Source organism: Streptomyces sp. NPDC060064, from assembly GCF_042736455.1.
In the GTDB taxonomy this organism is placed as follows: domain Bacteria; phylum Actinomycetota; class Actinomycetes; order Streptomycetales; family Streptomycetaceae; genus Streptomyces.
In genome coordinates, this window is sequence record NZ_JBHWWF010000009.1 from 201,459 (window position 1) to 223,925 (window position 22,467).

Genomic DNA, 22,467 nt, shown 5'->3' on the forward strand with positions numbered 1-22,467 from the left:
ATACTGTGCGAAAGCTGGAGAGGCCGGGACTGAGAATTCAGTGCATCCCGGCACGGAGTGAATTCTCAGGCCTTGCCGAATTCCCGCTGGATAATGGCCAACATCTCGTCGGCCGTCGCCGATTCAAGATCGTCGCTGCCGTCGTCCGCCCCGGTCGTGGCGCTCTGGATTTCGTTCCACTTGGAAAGCAGGCCCTGCAGCCGGTCCGTGATCCTCGCTGCCCGGTCGTCCTCCTTGCCTTCGTCACTGTCAAGTGCGACGCGGGACATCGCGGACTCCAAACGGTCCAGCTCGGACAGCACCGAGCCGACGGGCGCGGCATTGGCCGGGGCTGTGGTGCTGCCGACCACCTCGGCGCACAGGTACTGCGCCAGATCCAGCGGGGTGGGGTAGTCGAAAACCAAAGTGGCCGGAAGACGGATCTCGCTGCTCGCGCTGATGCGGGAATTCAGGCGGTTGCGCAGCTCGACTGCGGTCAGTGAGTCGAAGCCCAGTTCCTTGAAGCTCCGTTCGGCCTCGATCGAGCCCGCGCCCGAATGCCCGAGTACCGCGGCCACATTCGACACCACCAGTTCCAGGACGCTCCTCATCTGCTCGGCGGGCGAAAGCCCGGCGAGGCGATCAGCCAAAGACGAAGCCTTCGCTTCGACGTCGGCACCCGCGTTCGCGTGCGCCACCCGGCGCGCCGGGATGCGTACGAGCTTCCGCAGGATCGCGAACTCCGGACTGTCGTCCGCCTGCACCCGGGCAGGCTGCAGACCCATCGGAGAAACCACCGCGTACCCCGATTCGCGTGCTGTGTCGAGGAGTTGGAGGGCGAGTTGGGTGGGGAGGGGGGTCATGCCGGAGCGGTGGATGCGCTCGATGTCTGCGGTGGTGAGGTGTCCGGTGATTCCGCTGCGCTGCTCCCACAGGCCCCATTGGAGGGAGGTTGCGGGGAGACCGAGCGAGCGGCGGTGGTGGGCGAGTGCGTCGAGGAAGGTGTTGGCGGCGGCGTAGTTGCCCTGTCCCGGGTCGCCGAAGAGGCCGGCTGAGGAGGAGAAGAGGACGAAGGTTGAGAGGTCCAGGTCCTTCGTCAGCTCATGCAGGTTGAGGGCCGCGTCGATTTTGGGTCGCAGGACGGCGTCGGTGCGCTCGGGGGTGAGGGACGCGACGAGGCCGTCGTCGAGGACGCCGGCGGTATGGATGGCGGCGGTGAGGGGGCGCTCGAGGGGGATGGTGGCGAGGAGGGCCGCGAGGGCTTCGCGGTCGGCTGCGTCGCAGGCGGCGAACTCGACGTTGTCCGCGCCGAGTTCGACCAGTTCGACGGCGAGGTCGTGCGTGCCGTCCGCATTCTGCCCGCGACGGCTGGTGAGGATGAGGTTGCGTACGCCGTGCTCGGTGACGAGATGGCGGGCAACGAGGCCGCCCAGAGTTCCTGCACCGGTGATCAGCGCGGTGCCGTCCGGGTTGGGCGCGGCGGTGTCGCTGTCGTCGGTGTTCTTGGCGACTCGGGTCAGCCGCGGTACGTGTACGGACCCTTCCCGCAGGGCGGCCTGCGGCTCGCCGGCGCGAAGTACCGGCCACAGGGCCGCGAGCTCTGCGGATTCGTCGGTGTCGAGGAGGACGAAGCGGTCGGGGTTCTCGGCTTGTGCGGAGCGTACGAGGCCCCAGATGGGTGCGTTGGCCAGATCTGTGACGTCTTCACCCGGCCGGGCGGCGACCGCACCGCGCGTGACGAGGACGAGGTGGGACTCGGCGAAGCGGTCTTCTGCCAGCCAGCCCTGGACGAGGGCGAGCGCATGGTGTGTGGCCTGGTGTGCGGCGGCGGCCGTGTCCCCGTCGTCGTATCCCGCGAGGGGAGCGAAGACGATCTCGGGGATCGTGTCGGCGGCGCCGAGTTCGGCCAGGTTCGCGAACACCGGGCCGCCGTCGGTGAAGGTATCCGGCTCGCCCAGTACGGCCCATGTACTCGGGCTCGCCGATGGGAGGGACAGCTCCGGCCATTCCACGCGGAAGAGGGAGTTGTGGAACGGGCTGTGTCCGGTGGTGAGTTCGTCGGTGGTGGGCCGGCGCCAGGTGATGGATTGTGCGGTGAGGACGGGTGTTCCTGTTTCGTCGGCGGCCGCGATCGAGCTGTCGGCGGGGGAGAGCTTCACACGCAGAGTTGTGGCGCCGGAGGCGTGGAGGGATACACCGTTCCAGGAGGAGGTGATGCGTGGCTGGTCGGTCGGGTTCAGGGGCAGTGCGTGCAGGGCTGCGTCGAGGAGTGCGGGGTGGAGGCTGAAGCCGTCGGTGGTGGTGCCTTCGGGGAGTGTGACCTCGGCGTAGATGTCGGTGTTGAGTCGCCAGGCGGCGCGCAGGCCCTGGAAGACCGGGCCGTATGCCAAATCGGCTTGTGCGAGGCGCTCGTAGATCTCATTCACGTCGATCGAAGCGGCACCCTGCGGCGGCCACACGGACAAGTCGAAGTCCACGCCGGACGTGTCATTCGTGAGCAGGCCCTCGGCGTTCTTCGACCATGGCGTGTCGGCTTCGGCGCTGTCGAGGCGCGAGTGGATTGCCACCGGTCGGTGGCCCTGATCATCGGCGGCGTCGACGGCCAGTCGCAGCACCACTCCGCCCTGCTCGGGCAGGACCAGCGGGGCATGGAGCGTCAGCTCCTGGACGTGGCCGCAACCGATCCGGTCACCGGCGTGGATCGCGAGCTCGACCAGCGCCGGGCTCGGCACGACTGCCGAACCCATAACGGTGTGGTCGGCCAGCCACGGGTGCGACTGGAGGGAAAGCCGGCCCGTCAGCAGCACTCCGCCCGTGTCGGGGAGGATTGCGGCCGCGCCGAGCAGCGGGTGCCCTGACTCGTCCAGCCCGAGGCTGGTGGCATCACCGGCCGGGGCCGTCGCCCGCAGCCAGTAGTGCTGGTGCTGGAAGGCGTAGGTCGGCAGCTCAACACGTTGCCCACCACGGCCCGCGTACACGCCGTTCCAGTCGAGTTCTGCGCCGTGTACGTGTGCGTGGGCGATGGCTTGGGTGAGGGTGTCGGCTTCGGGGCGGTTTTTGCGCAGGATGGGGGTGAAGACCACGTCGTCATGGGCGTCGGGGAGGGTTTCCTGGGCCATGGCGGAGAGGGTTCCGTCGGGGCCCAGCTCGATGAAGGTGGTGACGCCCTGCTCAGCCAGGTAGGTGATGCCGTCGGCGAAGCGGACTGCTTGGCGGACGTGGCGTACCCAGTAGTCGGCGGTGCCGAGGTCCTCGGGTGTGGCGAGTTGGCCGGTGAGGTTGGAGACGACCGGGATGCTCGGGGTTCCGTAGGAGATTCCTGCGGCGATGGTGCGGAACTCCTCGAGCATGGGTTCCATGCGGGGGGAGTGGAAGGCGTGGCTGACGCGGAGCTTTCGGACCTTGCGGCCCTGGCCGCGCCAGTACTCCAGCACCTCCACGACAGCGTTCTCGTCACCGGAAATCACCACGGACGAGGGTCCGTTGATCGCGGCGATGGCGATCTCGTGCTCCCGGCCTTCCAGCAGCGGAAGAATCTCCGCCTCGGTGGCCTGGATCGCGGCCATCGCTCCACCGGCAGGGAGGGCCTGCATCAGCCGGCCGCGCGCAGCCACCAGCTTCGTGGCGTCCTCCAGCGTGAAGACTCCTGCCACGTGTGCGGCAGCCAGCTCACCGACCGAGTGGCCGACGAGGAAGTCGGCAGTGAGGCCCCAGGCCTCGACGAGCCGGAACAGTGCGACCTCGACCGCGAACAGTGCGGCCTGCGTGAACACCGTCTGGTCCAGCAGACCGGAGTCCGCGTTGTCCGTGCCGAAGACGAGGTCCTTCAGCGGACGGTCGAGGTGCCCGTCAAAGTGCGCACAGACCTCGTCGAAGGCCGCCGCGAACACCGGATACGTCTCGTACAGCTCCCGGCCCATCCCGGCCCGCTGGCTGCCCTGCCCCGTGAACAGGAACGCAACCCGCCCACGACTCACGCTCCCCGCGGTCACCTCACCGGCAGCAACAGCCCGCAGCTCAGCCAGCAGTTCCTCACGGCTCGCACCCGAGACGACCGCCCGGTGATCGAACCTCCCCCGCGACACCGCGAGCGAGTAACCCACATCCGCCAGACCCAGCTCAGGCTTCTCCGCCACGAACGAGAGCAGCCGCTCCGCCTGAGCCCGCAATGCCCCCTCGGTCTTACCCGAAAGCACCCACGGAACGACCCCACCAACCACAGGCATCTCAGTAGCCCCGACGTCCACCACCGGCGCCTGCTCCAGCACTACATGCGCATTCGTGCCGCTCATACCGAACGACGACACCGCTGCCCGCCTCGGCCTGTCGACCTGCGGCCACTTCCGTGCCTCGGTCAGCAGCTGGACGTCGCCCGCCGACCAGTCCACCTCCGGTGCCGGCTCGTCCACGTGCAGGGTCTTCGGCAGCAGGCCCTCTCGCATAGCGATGACCATCTTGATGATGCCCGCGATGCCCGAAGCGGCCTGGCTGTGGCCGATGTTGGACTTGATCGAACCGAGCCACAACGGCTCCCCGCCCTCACGCCCCTGGCCGTATGTGGCGATCAGCGCCTGCGCCTCGATCGGGTCACCGAGCCGGGTACCGGTACCGTGCGCCTCGACCGCATCCACGTCATTTGTCGACAGACCGGCGTTGCTCAGCGCCCGTCGGATGACGCGCTGCTGGGCAGGGCCGTTGGGTGCCGTCAGACCGTTCGACGCGCCGTCCTGGTTCAGGGCCGTACCTCTGATCACGGCCAGCACCTGGTGGCCGTTGCGGCGGGCGTCCGAGAGGCGTTCGACGAGGAGCATGCCCACACCCTCCGCCCAGCCGGTGCCGTCGGCCGCGCCCGCGAAGGGCTTGCATCGGCCGTTGGGTGCGAGGCCGCGCTGCCGCGAGAACTCGACGAAGGTGTCCGGCGTCGACATGACCGTGACGCCGCCGGCCAGCGCCAGCGAGCACTCTCCCCGGCGCAGCGACTGAACTGCCAGATGCAGGGCCACCAGCGAGGACGAGCACGCCGTGTCCACCGAAACGGCGGGACCCTCGAGACCCAGCACGTACGAGACACGCCCGGAGGCGACACTGCCAGAGTTGCCGGTGCTGAGATAGCCCTCCAGGCCTTCGACGGACTTGGTGAACTCGGAGTAGTAGTCCGAGCTCATCACTCCGGCGAACATGCCCGTCTGGCTGCCGCGCATCGCGTCGGGGTCGATACCGGCGCGCTCGAGCGCCTCCCAGGACGCTTCGAGCAGCAGCCGCTGCTGCGGGTCCATCGCCAGCGCCTCACGCGGCGAGATCCCGAAGAACGCGGGATCGAAGTCGCCCGCCTCGTAAAGGAATCCGCCCTCACGCGAGACGATCTTGCCGGGCTTGTCCGGGTCCGGGTCGTACAGGCCCTCGGTGTCCCAGCCGCGGTCCGTCGGGAACCCGGAGATCGCGTCGACTCCGTCCGACACCAACTGCCAGAGATCCTCGGGCGAGGCGACCCCGCCCGGGTAGCGGCAGGCCATACCGACGATCGCGATCGGCTCCGTCGCTGCACCGACGAGCTGCCGGTTCTGCTGCTTGAGGCTCTCGGCTTCCTTGATCGACGCACGCAGCGCCTCGACGAGTTGTGCCTGGGACGTTGTCATCAAGAGCTCCACACATCAGACATCACGAGTCGGCGTTTCCGAGCGCCATACGGATCAGGTGTTCGGTGTCCATCGCGTCGATATCGTCGATCGCGTCGGTTCGGTCGGTTTCCTCGGGCGCGGGGTTCGCACCGCCCATACCGGCCAGGTCCATCAGGAGATCCAGCACGCCGGCCTCGCGGAAGCGAGCCAGCGGAACAGCTGCGAGCGCGGAGCGGATCCGGACTTCCTCGGGATCGGCGCCGGCGTCGGGCCCGTCGCTGTCCGGCACCAGGTGGGCACGCAGATAACCGGTGAGCGCGAGCGGCGTCGGGTAGTCGAAGACGAGAGTGGCCGGAAGCCGGAGCCCGGTCTCGCCGTTGAGGCGGTTGCGCAGTTCGACGGCGGTCAGCGAGTCGAAGCCCAACTCCTTGAAGGCCCGGCCCGGTTCGAGCCCGCCCCCGCCGCTGTGGCCGAGGACCGCGGCGACATGGGTACGCACGGCCTCCAGCAGCAGCGCGTTCTGCTCCTCGCCGGTGAGCCCGGCGAGTCGGTCGGCGAGTGCAGCCTTGCCCGCAGCGGAACCGCCGGCCGCGGCCGCGCGCCGGCCGGGCCCACGCCGCAACCCACGCAGCAGTGCGTCGTCCGAGCCGCCTTCGTGGGCGAGCAGCGTCCCGAGATCCAGGCGCATCGGGGAGACCACGGGACGGCCGGACTCGCGGGCCACATCGAACAGCGACATGCCCAGCTCCGAGGAGATCGGCAGCATGCCGCCGCGCTCCATGCGCTGTACGTCGGCTGCCGTGAGGTGGCCGGTGATGCCACTGCGTTGCCCCCAGAAACCCCACTGGAGCGAGGTGCCGGCGAGTCCGACGGCCCGCCGGTGCTGCGCCAAGGCGTCGAGGAAGGTATTGCCCGCGACGTAGTTGGCCTGGCCTGCCTCGCCGAAGAGACTGGCGGCGGAGGAGAAGAGGACGAAGGCGGACAGGCCCAGGTCCTTCGTCAGCTCGTGGAGGTTGAGTACGGCGTCGATCTTCGGACGCAGTACCCGGCCGAGCCGCTCCCGCGTGAGCGAGCCGACCGTGGCATCGTCGATCACGCCGGCGGTGTGCACGACTGCGGTGAGCGGATGCTCCGCCGGGACGGACTTCACGAGCGTCTTCAGCGCCGAGAAGTCCGTGACATCGCGCGAGACGATCTCCACCTGTGCGCCAAGACCCTTGAGCTCGGCGGCCAACTCCGGTGCGCCCTCGGCATCGAGGCCACGGCGGCTGGTGAGGATGAGGTTGCGTACGCCGTGCTCGGTCACCAGGTGGCGTGCCACCAGTGCTCCGAGCGTGCCGGTGCCGCCGGTGATCAGCGCGGTGCCGGCACGGTCCAGCTCGACAGAGGCTGTTGTGGTTACCCCGGCGACGGGGACGCGGGCCAGACGACGCGCGGACACCTGGGCGCCCCGTACGGCCAGCTCGGGCTCGCCGGAAGCGACGGCCGTCGCGAGCAGCTCGGCGGTGAGCTCGTCACTCCGTACGTCCAGGAGCACGAGTCGGTCCGGGTTCTCGGTCTGCGCCGAGCGGATCAGCCCCCAAACGGCGGCGTTCTCCAGGTCCAGCACATCTTCGTCGGGCCCAGTGGCGGCCGCACCCTGGGTCACGAGTACCAGACGCGAGTCGGCGAACCGCTCGTCGGCCAGCCACTCCTGCGCCAGGTCGAGCGTCCGGTACAGCGCGGCGTGCGCTGCCTGCGCGAGATCCTGTGCGTCGCCCTGCGCTGCGTACCTGCTCGATACGGGCGTGGAGCTCAGGGGCGCGAACACCAGCTGCGGTACGGATCCCTCCCGGGACAGCTCGCCCAAATCCGCGTACCACGCCGCGCCGTCGAAGGGCAGCCCCAGGGTGTCGCCCCCGAGTACGGCCCACCCGGTCGCGACGTCCGGCGCGACGGTGCTGGATGTGCCGAGCGCCAACGGCGTCCACTCGGAATGGAACAGCGCCTCATGGAATCCGGCGCGGGCCGAGGAGAGCTCGTCGCCCGTCATCGGCTGCAGCTCGAGCGCGGCGACCGTCGCCACGGGCGATCCGGTGCGATCCGCGATCTGTACGGCCAGGCTCTCAGTGATGCGTACGCGCAGCAGGGAAGCGCCCGTTGCGTGGAGCGTGACGCCACTCCACGCGGTCGGCAGGGAGATCCGGCCGCTCTCGTCGCCGAACGCGTCGAGTGCGTCGAGATGCAGGGTGTGCAGGGCGGCGTCGAGGAGTGCGGGGTGGAGACCGTAGCCGTCGGTCGCAGTTCCCTCGGGAAGCGCGATCTCGGCGTACGTGTCGTTGTCGAGTCGCCAGGCATTGCGCAGGCCTTGGAAGACCGGGCCGTAGCCGGCACCGATGCTCTTTAGATCGTCGTAGACGCCATCGAGTTCGATCTCTGTTGCGCCCTTGGGCGGCCACACCGACAGATCGAAGTCGCCGCCGGACATGGCCTCCGTGAGCAGGCCCTCGGCATGCCGTGTCCACGGCGTTTCCGCGTCGGCGTCGTCGAGCCGCGAGTAGATCGCCACACGTCGGTGACCGCTCTCGTCGGCGGCCTCCACCGTCACTCGGATGGCGCTTCCGCCGCGCTGGGGGAGCACGAGCGGGGTCTGGATCGTCAGTTCCTCGAGGGTGCTGCAGCCGGCCTGGTCGCCGGCGTGGATCGCGAGCTCGACGAGGACGGACCCGGGCAGCAGTGCCGATCCGAGCACCACATGATCGGCCAGCCACGGGTGCGACTGGAGGGACAGCCGGCCGGTGAGGACGGTGGTGTCCGACTCGGGGAGAGCGATGGTGGCGCCGAGCAGCGGGTGGCTGTTGGCGGACTGGCCAAGTCCGGCGGCGTCGCCGGTGGGAGAGAGCGACTCGAGCCAGTAGCGGTCGTGTTGGAAGGCGTAGGTCGGCAGCTCCACACGTTGCCCACCACGGCCCGCGTACACGCCGTTCCAGTTGATTTCTGCGCCGTGTACGTGTGTGTGGGCGATGGCTTGGGTGAGGGTGTCGGCTTCGGGGCGGTTTTTGCGGAGTACGGGGGTGAAGAGGGTGTTGTCGGTGTCGGGGAGGGTTTCCTGGGCCATGGCGGAGAGGGTTCCGTCGGGGCCGAGTTCCAGGTAGGTGGTGACGCCTTGGGTGGCGAGGTGGGTGATGCCGTCGGCGAAGCGGACTGCTTGGCGGACGTGGCGTACCCAGTAGTCGGCGGTGCCGAGGTCTTTGGGTGTGGCGAGTTGGCCGGTGAGGTTGGAGACGACCGGGATGCGCGGGGTTCCGTAGGTAAGGCTTGCGGCGATGGTGCGGAAGTCGTCCAGCATGGGTTCCATGCGGGGGGAGTGGAAGGCGTGGCTGACGCGGAGCTGGCGGACCTTGCGGCCCTGCTCCCGCCAGTGCTCCAGCACCTCCACCACAGCCGCCTCGTCACCGGAGACAACTACCGAGGAGGGTCCGTTGATCGCGGCGATGGCGATCTCGTGCTCGCGGCCTTCGACCGTCGTCAGGATTTCGGCTTCGGTGGCCTGGATCGCGGCCATGGCTCCACCGGCCGGGAGGGCCTGCATCAGCCGGCCGCGCGCAGCGACCAGCTTCGTGGCGTCCGCCAGCGTGAAGACGCCTGCCGCGTGTGCGGCAGCGAGTTCGCCGACGGAGTGGCCGACGAGGAAGTCGGGGGTGAGTCCCCAGGCCTCGACGAGGCGGAAGAGTGCGACCTCGATCGCGAACAGTGCGGCCTGCGTGAACACCGTCTGGTCCAGCAGACCGGAGTCCGCGTTGTCCGTGTCGAAGACGAGGTCCTTCAGCGGGCGCTCGAGGTGCCCGTCAAAGTGCGCACAGACTTCGTCGAAGGCAGCCGCGAACACCGGGTACGTCTCGTACAGCTCCCGGCCCATCCCGGCCCGCTGGCTGCCCTGACCCGTGAACAGGAACGCGATCCGGCCGCGGTTCACGCTGCCAGTGGTCAGTACGCCGGACGGTTCTCCCGTGGCCAACGCTCGTACGCCCGCGATGAGTTCGTCTCGGTCAGTGCCGGTGACGACGGCCCGGTGCTCGAACCGCGCCCGTGACACGGCAAGCGAGTACCCCACATCCGCCAGCCCCAGCTCAGAGCTCTCCTCCACGAAGGAGTACAGCCGCTCGGCCTGCGCCCGCAGTGCGTCCTCAGTCTTGCCCGACAGCACCCACGGAACGACCCCACCGACAACAGGAACCTCAGAAGTCGGCTCGGCCTCCACGGCCGGCGCCTGCTCCAGGATCACGTGTGCATTCGTGCCGCCGATGCCGAACGACGAGACGCCTGCCCGGCGCGGACGCCCGACCTCGGGCCACTCCCGTGCCTCGGTCAGCAACTGGACATCCCCCGCCGACCAGTCCACCTCCGCTGACGGCTCGTCGACGTGCAGGGTCTTCGGCAGCAGGCCCTCCCGCATCGCCATGACCATCTTGATGATGCCTGCCACGCCCGAGGCTGCCTGGCTGTGGCCGATGTTGGACTTGATCGAACCGAGCCACAACGGCTCCCCGCCCTCGCGCCCCTGGCCGTACGTGGCCAGCAGCGCCTGCGCCTCGATCGGGTCACCGAGCCGAGTACCGGTGCCGTGTGCCTCCACCGCGTCCACATCCCCGGGCGCGAGCTTCGCGTTGGCGAGGGCCTGGCGGATGACACGCTGCTGGGAGGGGCCGTTCGGAGCGGTCAGACCGTTCGACGCACCGTCCTGGTTCACCGCAGTACCGCGAACCACCGCAAGAACGGTGTGGCCGTTGCGGCGCGCCTCTGACAGCCGCTCGACCAGCAGCATGCCCACGCCCTCCGCCCAGCCGGTGCCGTCCGCGGCTGCTGCGAACGCCTTGCAGCGGCCGTCGGGTGCGAGACCGCGCTGACGCGAGAAGTCGACGAACGTGTCCGGGCTGGCCATGACCGTGACGCCACCGACCAGCGCCAGCGAGCACTCCCGCTGGCGCAGCGACTGCACGGCCAGGTGCAGTGCGACGAGCGAGGACGAGCACGCCGTGTCGACGGACACCGCGGGGCCTTCAAGACCGAGCACGTACGAGACACGACCCGAGGCGACACTGCCCGAGTTACCGGTGCCGAGGTAGCCCTCGACGCCCTCCGGGGCGGAGTCGCGGCCCGGGTAGTAGTCCGAGCTCATGACACCGGCGAAGACACCGGTCTGGCTGCCGCGTATGGACGCCGGGTCGATCCCGGCCCGCTCGAGTGCCTCCCACGATGCTTCGAGCAGCAGCCGCTGCTGCGGGTCCATCGCCAGCGCCTCGCGCGGCGAGATCCCGAAGAACGCGGGGTCGAAGTCGCCGGCGCTCTCGAGGAAGCCGCCGACCCTGGCGTAGGTGGTGCCGACGCGGTCGGGATCGGAGTCGAAGAGGGTATCGAGGTCCCAGCCACGGTCGGTCGGGAAGTCCGTCAGGCCCTCCTCGCCCGCGAGCAGCAGTCGCCACAGTGCCTCGGACGAGGTGGCGCCACCCGGGTAGCGGCAGGCAACGCCCACGATCGCGATCGGGTCGTCGTCCGTCGCCACGACGGTCTCGACCTGGGCGGCGACGGCGAGTGCCGTCCCGGCACCCTGTCCGAGAACCTCGCCCCCTATGTACTCGACGAGTGCGGCGGGCGTCGGGTAGTCGAAAATCAGCGTTGCGGGGAGTCGGAGTCCGGTCTCGCCGTTGAGGCGGTTGCGCAGTTCGACGGCGGTCAGCGAGTCGAAGCCCAACTCCTTGAAGGCCCGGCCCGGTTCGACCGCGTCCGCGCCGCCGTGACCAAGGACGGCAGCCACGTGCGTACGTACAAGGTTCAGCAGCGCGTTGTCCTGCTCATTGCGCGAGAGACCGGCCAGGCGCTGCGCCAGACCCGACCCGTCGGCCACGACCTCGGTCCGGACCGTGCGCCGCGCGGGCGTGCCGACGAGCCGGTGGAGGAGCGCCGGAACGGTGCTGCCCTGCGTCCGCAGTGCGGCAAGGTCCAGCGGGATCGGGACGAGCGTCGCCTCCGTGCCCTGGACGGCGGCATCGAACATCGCGAGCCCTACTTCGGAGGGAAGCGGGACGGTCCCCGCACGCCTCATGCGCTCGATGTCGGTGGCGGAGAGGTGTCCGGTGATGCCGCTCCGCTGCTCCCAGAAGCCCCAGGCGAGGGAGGTGGCGGGCAGTCCCAGGGCGCGGCGGTGGGATGCCAGCGCGTCCAGGAAGGTGTTGGCGGCCGAGTAGTTGCCCTGCCCCGCCTCGCCGAACACGCCGGCGGCGGAGGAGAAGAGGACGAAGGCGGACAGATCCAGATCCCTCGTCAGCTCGTGCAGATGCACGGCGGCGTCGGCCTTGGGGCGCATGACCGCGTCGAGCCGGTCGGGGGTGAGGGAGTTGATGACGCCGTCGTCCAGGACACCGGCCGTGTGGATGACGGCGGTGAGGGGACGGTCGGCGGGGACGGCGGCGAGAAGGGCTGCGAGCGCTTCGCGGTCCGCGGCGTCGCAGGCGGCGATGGTGATGGTGGTCGCGCCGAGGCCGCTGAGTTCGGTGGCCAGCTCGTCGGCGCCTTCAGCGTGACGACCGCGGCGGCTGGTGAGGATGAGGTGGCGTACGCCGTGTTCGGTGACGAGGTGACGGGCGAACAGCGCGCCGAGCGAGCCGGTGCCACCCGTGATCAGGACCGTGCCCTGGCTGTCGATGCCGGTTCCCGGCTCCCCGCCCTGGGCGGAGAAGCGGGCCAGGCGCGGAACGAAAGCCTTCCCCTGGCGCAGAGCCACCTGCTCCTCGCCCGTGGCGACGACGGCCATGAGGCGCTCGGCCTCGGCATTCGTCGCCGCGCCATCGGTGCCGGCGGGGATGAGGTCGGGGTCGGGAGTGTCCATGTCGAGGAGGACGAACCTCTCCGGGTTCTCCGCCTGCGCTGACCGAACGAGACCCCAAGTGGGGGCGTTCACCAGGTCCTTGACGCCTTCGTCCGTATGAGTCGCAACTGCGCCGCGCGTCACGAATACCAGGAGGGAGTCGGCGAAACGGTCCTCGGCGAGCCAGCCTTGGACGAGGTCCAGTACGTGATGTGCGGTCGAGCGAACGGCAGTCGCGACGTCTGCTTCGGATTGAGTGTCGGTGGCCGTGGCCGTGACGGTGAGCGGAACGAACACCACGGCAGGCACGGCTTCCGCCTGTGCCAGCTCCGCCAGGTCGGCACACACGGTCGCATCGGCCAGACCGATGGAGTTGGCGCCGACAATGGCCGACGTGATGCTCGCGCCCGGCGTCGGAATCGCCGTCTCCGGCCATTCCACGCGGAAGAGGGAGTTGTGGAACGGGCTGTGTCCGGTGGTGAGTTCGTCGGTGGTGGGCCGGCGCCAGGTGATGGATTGTGCGGTGAGGACGGGTGTTCCTGTTTCGTCGGCTGCCGTGATCGAGCCGTCGGCGGGGGAGAGCTTCACACGCAGAGTTGAGGCGCCGGAGGCGTGGAGGGATACACCGTTCCAGGAGGAGGTGATGCGTGGCTGGTCGGTCGGGTTCAGGGGGAGTGCGTGCAGGGCTGCGTCGAGGAGTGCGGGGTGGAGGCTGAAGCCGTCGGTGGTGGTGCCTTCGGGGAGTGTGACCTCGGCGTAGATGTCGTTGTCGAGTCGCCAGGCGGCGCGCAGACCCTGGAAGACCGGGCCGTATGCCAACTCGGCTTGTGCGAGGCGCTCGTAGATCTCATTCACGTCGATCGAAGCGGCACCCTGCGGCGGCCACACCGACAGGTCGAAAGACTCTCCTTCGGCCGTGGCGGACAGCGCGCCGTCCGCGTTGAGGACCCACGGCTCGTCCGCTTCCGTCTCCTCGGGCCGGGAGAAGATCCGCACCGAGCAGCGGCCGTTCTCGTCGACCTCCTGCACGGTCACGCGCAGGGCGATGCCACCGCGCTCGGGGAGGACCAGCGGGGCTTGGAGCGTCAGCTCGTCGATCGTGCCGTGCCCGACCTGGTCGCCGGCGTGGATCGCGAGCTCGATCAGCGCTGAGCCCGGCACCACTGCCGTACCCATGACGATGTGGTCGGCCAGCCACGGGTGGGACTGGAGAGACAGCCGGCCGGTGAGGACGGTGGTGTTCGTCTCGGGGAGTGCGATGGTGGCGCCGAGCAGCGGGTGCTCGGTCGTGCCGAGTCCGAGGCTGGTGGCGTCACTGGACGAGGCTGTTGCCTGGAGCCAGTAGTGCTGGTGTTGGAAGGCGTAGGTGGGGAGGTCGACGCGGCGGGGGTTGTGGCCCGCGTACACGCCGTTCCAGTCGAGTGCTGCGCCGTGTACGTGTGCGTGGGCGATGGCTTGGGTGAGGGTGTCGGCTTCGGGGCGGTTTTTGCGCAGGATGGGGGTGAAGACCACGTCGTCATGGGCGTCGGGGAGGGTTTCCTGGGCCATGGCGGAGAGGGTTCCGTCGGGGCCGAGTTCCAGGTAGGTGGTGACGCCTTGCCCGGCCAGGTGGGTGATGCCGTCGGCGAAGCGGACTGCTTGGCGGACGTGGCGTACCCAGTAGTCGGCGGTGCCGAGGTCTTCGGGTGTGGCGAGTTGGCCGGTGAGGTTGGAGACGACCGGGATGCGCGGTGTCGCGTAGGTCAGGCTTGCGGCGATGGTGCGGAACTCGTCCAGCATGGGTTCCATGCGGGGGGAGTGGAAGGCGTGGCTGACGCGGAGCTGGCGGACCTTGCGGCCCTGCTCCCGCCAGTACTCCAGCACCTCCACCACGGCGTTCTCGTCACCGGAGACAACTACCGAGGAGGGTCCGTTGATCGCGGCGATGGCGATCTCCGTCTCGCGGCCTTCCAGCAGGGGCTGGATTTCGGCTTCGGTGGCCTGGATCGCGGCCATGGCTCCACCGGCAGGGAGGGCCTGCATCAGCCGGCCGCGCGCAGCCACCACCTTCGTAGCGTCCTCGAGGGTGAAGACGCCCGCCGCATGTGCGGCAGCGAGTTCACCGACCGAGTGGCCGACCAGGAAGTCCGGGGCCAGTCCCCAGGCCTCGACGAGGCGGAAGAGTGCGACCTCGACCGCGAACAGTGCGGCCTGGGTGAATACCGTCTGGTCGAGCAGACCGGAGTCCGCGTTGTCCGTGTCGAAGACGAGGTCCTTCAGCGGGCGCTCGAGGTGCCCGTCAAAGTGCGCACAGACCTCGTCGAAGGCCGCCGCGAACACCGGATACGTCTCGTACAGCTCCCGGCCCATCCCGGCCCGCTGGCTGCCCTGCCCCGTGAACAGGAACGCCAACCGGCCACGGCCTATGTTCCCGGCGGTCACCGCACCCGACGGATCGCCGGCGGCCAACGCCTTCACTCCGGCGAGGAGTTCGTCCCGGTCGGTGCCGGTGACGACGGCCCGGTGCTCGAACCGGGCACGTGACACGGCAAGCGAGTACCCCACATCCGCGAGACCCAGCTCAGAGTTCTCCTCCACGAAGGAGTACAGCCGTTCGGCCTGCGCCCGCAGTGCGTCCTCGGTCTTGCCCGACAGCACCCACGGAACGACCCCACCAACCACCGGAGCCACAGCCACCGCATCGGAGTTCTCGACCGGCGCCTGCTCGATGATCGTGTGTGCGTTTGTCCCGCTCAGGCCGAACGACGAGATACCGGCCCGCCGCGGGCGCCCGGTCTCCGGCCATTCCCGCGCCTCGGTCAGCAGCGACACCGCCCCCGCCGACCAGTCGACCTCGGGCGACGGCTGATCCACATGCAGGGTCTGCGGGAGGACACCCTCCCGTATCGCCATGACCATCTTGATGACACCGGCGACGCCGGCGGCAGCCTGAGTGTGGCCGATGTTGGACTTCACCGAACCCAGCCACAGTGGCTGGTCGGCCTCGCGCCCCTGGCCGTACGTGGCCAGCAGCGCCTGGGCCTCGATCGGGTCGCCGAGCCGCGTACCCGTTCCATGCGCCTCGACCACGTCCACGTCGCCCGTCGACAGGCCCGCGCCTGCCAGTGCCTGGCGGATGACGCGCTGCTGCGAGGGACCGTTCGGAGCGGTCAGGCCGTTCGATGCGCCGTCCTGGTTGATGGCGGAACCGCGGACCACCGCAAGCACCTTGTGGCCCTTGCGCTGTGCATCCGACAGCTTCTCGACCAGCAGCATGCCCACGCCCTCGGCCCACGCGGTGCCGTCCGCGGCGCCGGCGAAGGCCTTGCAGCGGCCGTCGGGTGCGAGGCCGCGCTGACGGGAGAAGTCGATGAACGTATCCGGACCGGCCATCACCGTGACACCACTGACCAGGGCCAGCGAGCAGTCGCCCTGACGCAGCGACTGCACGGCCAGGTGCAGCGCGACGAGCGAGGACGAGCACGCCGTGTCGACGGACACTGCGGGGCCTTCGAGGCCGAGTGCGTACGAGATACGTCCGGAGGCGACGCTGCCGGACGTACCGGTGCTGAGGTAGCCCTCCAGGTCCTCGGGAACCGACTGAAGACCGGGGAAGTAGTCGGTGGCCATCACACCGGCGAAGACGCCGGTCTGGCTGCCGCGCATCGAATCGGGGTCTATGCCCGCGCGTTCGAATGCCTCCCAGGCCGCCTCGAGCATCAGGCGCTGCTGCGGGTCGGTGGCCAGCGCCTCGCGCGGCGAGATACCGAAGAAGGCGGGGTCGAAGTCGCCGGCCTTCTCCAGGAAGCCGCCGACCTGGACGTAGGTCGTGCCGGTCTTCGCCGGGTCGGGGTCGTACAGGCCCTCGACGTCCCAGCCGCGGTCTGTCGGGAACGGCGAGAGCCCTTCACGACCGTTGATCAGCAGCTGCCACAGCTCCTCGGGGGAGGACACCCCGCCCGGGAAGCGGCAACTCATGCCCACAATCGCGATCGGGTCGTCGTCCGTGGCCGTCGTGCCGGCCGGGATCGGCGGAGTGGCCACGGCGGTCTCCGCGGCACCGAGGAGTTCGGTGCGCAGGAAGTCGACGAGCACGGCGGGCGTCGGGTAGTCGAAGACCAGTGTTGCGGGGAGTCGGAGTCCAGTCTCGCCGTTGAGGCGGTTGCGCAGTTCGACGGCGGTGAGTGAGTCGAAGCCCAACTCCTTGAATGCGCGCTTCGGCGCAACAGCGTCTGCGCTGCCGTGGCCCAGAGCGGCTGCGACGTGTGTACGTACCAGGTCGAGAAGCACGCTGCTCTGCTCGCCCTCCGGACGCCCGGCGAGGCGGCGAGCCAGCGATGACGACTCGGTACTCGCTGCTTTCCCGCCGGCCACGCGGCGGGCCGGAGATCCGGTCAGACCGCGCAGCAGCGCCGGGAGGGCCGCGCCCTGGCCGCGCAGCGTGGCGAGATCCAGCGGCATGGGTACGAGCAGCGCCTCGTCCGACGAGACGACAGCATCGAAGAGCGACATGCCGAGCTCCGAGGAGATCGGCAGCATGCCGGAGCGCTTGATGCGCTCGATGTCGGCGGCGGAGAGGTGTCCGGTGATCCCGCTGCGCTGCTCCCAGAAGCCCCAGGCGAGGGAGGTTGCGGGGAGGCCGAGCGAGCGGCGGTGGTGGGCGAGTGCGTCGAGGAAGGTGTTGGCGGCCGAGTAGTTCGCTTGACCTGCGTCGCCGAAGACGCCGGCGGCGGAGGAGAAGAGGACGAAGGCGGAGAGGCCCAGGTCCTTGGTCAGTTCGTGGAGGTTGAGGGCGGCGTCGACCTTGGGGCGCATGACGGCGTCGAGGCGTTCGGGGGTGAGGGAGTTGATGACGCCGTCGTCGAGGACTCCGGCGGTGTGGATGACGGCGGTGAGGGGGCGCTCGGCGGGGATGCCGGCGAGGAGGGTTGCGAGGGCCTCGCGGTCCGCAGCGTCGCAGGCGGCGATCTCTACCTTGTCTGCGCCGAGTTCGGTGAGTTCGGTGGCCAGCTCGGGTGCGCCGTTGGCGTCGAGTCCGCGGCGGCTGGTGAGGATGAGGTGGCGTGCGCCGTGTTGGGTGACGAGGTGGCGGGCGACGAGGGAGCCGAGGGCGCCGGTGCCGCCGGTGATCAGGATGGTGCCGGAGGGGTCCAGCGGTGTGGTGGTCTCGGCGATTGTCGGGCGTGCCAGGCGGGGTGCATGTGCGGAGCCGTTGCGGAGTGCTGCTTCTGGTTCGTCGGAGCCGAGGAGCGGCCACAGCGAGTTGAGTTCGGGCGACTTGTCGTCGGTGTCGAGGAGTACGAAGCGGTCGGGGTTTTCGGACTGGGCCGTTCGTACGAGGCCCCAGACGGGTGCGTTGGCCAGGTCGGTGACGGTGTCGGTCGGGCCTGCGGCGATTGCGCCGTGGGTGATGAAGACGAGTCGGGAGTCGGCGAAGCGGTCCTCTGCCAGCCAGTCCTGGACGAGGGCGAGCGCGCGGTGTGTGGCCTGGTGTGCGGCGGTGGCCGTGTCCGTGCCTTCGTATGCCGAGAGGGGAGCGAAGACGACCTCGGGGATCGTGTCGGAGGTAGTGAGCTCGGCCAGGCTCGAGAACAGCGGGCCGTCGGCAAAGGAGCCCGGCTCGCCGAGCACCGCCCACGTACCCGGCTCGACCGACGGCAGCGACAGCTCCGGCCAATCCACGCGGAACAGGGAGTTGTGGAACCCTCCACGGTCGGCCGCCAGTTCCTCGGCCGACGTCTCGCGCCAGGTGACGGACTGTGCGGCGAATACGGGTGCGCCCGATTCGTCGGCGGCCACGATCGAGCCGTCGGCGGGGGACAGCTTCACACGCAGAGCTGAGGCGCCCGACGCGTACAGCGACACACCGTTCCACGAGGAGGCGATACGTGCCCGCTCGTGCGAATCCAGAGGCAGTGCGTGCAGGGCGGCGTCCAGGAGTGCGGGGTGCAGTCCGAAGCCGTCGGTCGCAGTTCCCTCGGGAAGTGCGACCTCGGCGAACACGTCCCCGCCGAGCCGCCAAGCCGCACGCAGGCCCTGGAAGACCGGTCCGTATGCCAGTTCCGCTTGTGCGAGGCGCTCGTAGATCGCATCTACGTCGACGGACGCGGCACCCTGCGGCGGCCACACCGACAAATCAATGTCGGCATCCGGAGCCACTCCGGTGACGCGGCCCGTGGCGTGGCACTTCCACGGCTCGTCGATGGAGGCCTCTTCGGCACGCGAGTAGATCGCGATCGCCCGGTGCCCGTGTTCGTCGGCGTTGTCCACGGTCACGCGGAGGGCGACGCCACCCTGCGCGGGCAGTACAAGCGGAGCCTGAAGGGTCAACTCCGCCAACGCACCACAGTTGGCTTCGTCGCCGGCTTGAGTCGCCAGCTCCACAAGGACGGATGTGGGCACCACCGGAACGCCCATCACGAAGTGATCCGCAAGCCAGTTGTGCGACTGCAGCGAGAGACGGCCGGCCAACAGAATTGTTCCTGTTACAGGAAGCGCGACCGCCGCGCCGAGCAGTGGGTGCGTGACCGAAGCCAGACCGGCAGGGACAAGGCTGCCGGTGGGGGCAGTCTGCTCCAGCCAGTAGTGCTGGTGCTGGAACGCGTAGGTCGGCAGGTCGACGCGGTGAGCGCCACGGTCGGCGAATACGCCGTTCCAGTCGAGTTCTGCGCCGTGTACGTGTGCGTGGGCGATGGCTTGGGTGAGGGTTTCGGCTTCGGGGCGGTTTTTGCGCAGGACGGGGGTGAAGAGGGTGTTGTCGGTGTCGGGGAGGGTTTCCTGGGCCATGGCGGAGAGGGTTCCGTCGGGGCCCAGCTCGACGAAGGACGTCACGCCCTGCTCAGCCAGGTAGGTGATGCCGTCGGCGAAGCGGACTGCTTGGCGGACGTGTCGTACCCAGTAGTCGGCGGTGCCGAGGTCTTCGGGTGTGGCGAGTTGGCCGGTGAGGTTGGAGACGACCGGGATGCTCGGGGTTCCGTAGGAGATTCCTGCGGCGATGGTGCGGAACTCGTCGAGCATGGGTTCCATGCGGGGGGAGTGGAAGGCGTGGCTGACGCGGAGCTGGCGGACCTTGCGGCCCTGGCCGCGCCACTGCTCCAGCACCTCCACCACGGCGTTCTCGTCACCGGAAATCACCACGGAGGAAGGTCCGTTGATCGCGGCGATGGCGATCTCGTGCTCGCGGCCTTCCAGCAGGGGCTGGATTTCGGCTTCGGTGGCCTGGATCGCGGCCATGGCTCCACCGGCAGGGAGGGCCTGCATGAGACGGCCGCGCGCAGCGACGAGCTTCGTGGCGTCCGCCAGCGTGAAGACGCCTGCCGCGTGTGCGGCAGCCAGTTCACCGACCGAGTGGCCGACGAGGAAGTCGGGGGTCAGTCCCCAGGCCTCGACGAGGCGGAAGAGTGCGACCTCGACCGCGAACAGTGCGGCCTGCGTGAACACTGTCTGGTCCAGCAGACCGGAGTCCGCGTTGTCCGCGTCGAAGACGAGGTCCTTCAGCGGGCGCTCGAGGTGCCCGTCAAAGTGCGCACAGACCTCGTCGAAGGCCTCAGCGAACACCGGATACGTCTCGTACAGCTCCCGGCCCATCCCGGCCCGCTGACTGCCCTGCCCCGTGAACAGGAACGCCAGCTTGCCGCCCGTACCGGTCGAGCCGTCGACCAGTCCGGGGGCCGTCCGTCCGGCGGCGAGAGCCTCCAGCCCGGACAGCAGCTCCTCACGGCTCGCACCCGAGACGACCGCCCGGTGCTCGAACCGCGCCCGCGACACCGCCAGCGAGTAACCCACATCCGCCGGGCCGAGGCCCAGCCGCCCGGCGAGGAACGAGGCCAGGCGCTCGGACTGCGCCCGCAGCGCGCCCTCGGACTTGCCGGAGAGCACCCACGGAACGACCCCACCAACCACAGGGGCCTCGGAAGCCTCAACAGCTTCCACGACCGGCGCCTGCTCCAGAATCACATGCGCATTGGTGCCACTGATGCCGAAGGACGAGACACCCGCCCGGCGCGGGCGCCCGGTCTCCGGCCACTCCCGCGCCTCGGTCAGTAGCGACACCGCCCCCGCCGACCAGTCGATCTCGGGCGACGGCTCGTCCACGTGCAGGGTCTGCGGGAGGACACCCTCCTGCATCGCGACGACCATCTTGATGATGCCCGCAGCGCCGGCTGCAGCCTGGGTGTGGCCGATGTTGGACTTCACCGAGCCCAGCCACAACGGCTCCCCGCCCTCGCGCCCCTGGCCGTACGTGGCCAGCAGCGCCTGAGCTTCGATCGGGTCACCGAGGCGCGTTCCCGTGCCGTGTGCTTCCACCACGTCCACATCGGCCGTGGACAGGCCCGCGCCCGCAAGCGCCTGGCGGATGACGCGCTGCTGCGACGGGCCGTTCGGAGCGGTCAGACCGTTGGATGCGCCGTCCTGGTTCACTGCCGTACCGCGGACGACCGCAAGGACCTTGTGGCCGTTGCGCTCGGCGTCCGACAGCCGCTCGACGAGCAGCATGCCCACACCCTCGGCCCAGATCGTGCCGTCGGCCGCGCCCGCGAAGGCCTTGCAGCGGCCGTCGGGGGCGAGGCCGCGCTGGCGCGAGAAGTCGACAAAGGTGTCAGGTGTCGACATGACGGTGACGCCGCCGGCCAGCGCCAGCGAGCACTCACCGCGGCGCAGCGACTGAACTGCCAGATGCAGGGCCACCAGCGAGGACGAGCACGCCGTGTCCACCGAAACGGCCGGGCCTTCGAGGCCGAGTGCGTACGAGATACGTCCGGAGGCGACGCTGCCGGACGTGCCGGTGCTGAGGTAGCCCTCCAGGTCCTCGGGCACCGACTGGAGGCTCGGGAAGTAGTCGGTGTTCATGACACCGGCGAAGACACCTGTCTGGCTGCCGCGTACGGACGCCGGGTCGATCCCCGCGGCCTCCAGCGACTCCCAGGAAGCTTCGAGCAGCAGCCGCTGCTGCGGGTCCATCGCCAGCGCCTCACGCGGCGAGATCCCGAAGAACTCGGCGTCGAAGTCCGCGGCGGAGACGAATCCGCCCTCGCGGACGTACGTCGTGCCGACGTGCGTCGGATCCGGGTCGTACACGCCCTTGATGTCCCAGCCGCGGTCGGTGGGGAACGTGGAGAGACCTTCAGCCTTCTCGACGACCATGCGCCAGAGGTCGTCCGGCGAGGCGACATCACCCGGGAAGCGGCAGGCCATACCGACGATGGCGATCGGCTCGTCGTCGTTCCGCGGCCCGGCGACCGGAGCCACGAAACCGGTGGTGGCGGACTGATCAGCGAACGTCTCGGAGAGCAGGTGCTCCACCAGTGCCGATGGGGTCGGGTAGTCGAAAGTGAGTGTCGCCGGGAGACGGAGGCCGGTGAGAGTGTTCAGGCGGTTGCGCAGCTCGACCGCGGTCAGCGAGTCGAACCCCACCTCCTTGAAGGCCCGCTTCGGCTCGATCGCTTGCGCGTTGCCATGGCCGAGTACGGACGCGACATGACCGCGTACGAGCTCGAGCAAGGTGCTCGTACGCTCGGCGGGCGAGAGCCCGGCGAGACGGCGGGCCAGGACGGACGTGCCGCCGGCCGCTGCCGCTTCGCTCGTCACCACACGGCGCACGGGCGTGCCGACGAGTCCGCGCAGCAGGGCGGGGACCGTGGCGGAGGGCGCGCGGAACATGGCGAGGTCAAGACTCATGGGCGACGAGACAGGGGCGCCCGATTCGCGTGCTGTGTCGAGGAGTTGGAGGGCGAGTTGGGTGGGGAGGGGGGTCATGCCGGAGCGGTGGATGCGCTCGATGTCTGCGGTGGTGAGGTGTCCGGTGATTCCGCTGCGCTGCTCCCACAGGCCCCATTGGAGGGAGGTTGCGGGGAGGCCGAGCGAGCGGCGGTGGTGGGCGAGTGCGTCGAGGAAGGTGTTGGCGGCGGCGTAGTTGCCCTGTCCCGGGTCGCCGAAGAGGCCGGCTGAGGAGGAGAAGAGGACGAAGGCGGAGAGCCCCAGATCCCACGTGAGTTCGTGGAGGTTGAGGGCGGCGTCGGCCTTGGGGCGCAGGACGGCGTCGAGTCG

General features: G+C 69.4%; 2 protein-coding genes. Both read right to left on the bottom strand.

Annotation, left to right across the window (positions count from 1 at the left end; genetic code table 11):
* Positions 1-65 precede the first annotated feature (65 nt).
* Positions 66-5,627 (bottom strand): SDR family NAD(P)-dependent oxidoreductase, encoded by a 5,562-nt coding sequence (locus ACFWDI_RS14090; RefSeq protein WP_385303776.1) that lies wholly within the window; start codon positions 5,625-5,627, stop codon positions 66-68.
* 10 nt (positions 5,628-5,637) lie between these two features.
* The coding region (locus ACFWDI_RS14095; protein ID WP_385303778.1) for an SDR family NAD(P)-dependent oxidoreductase at positions 5,638-22,467 on the bottom strand (16,830 nt) is incomplete at its 5' end.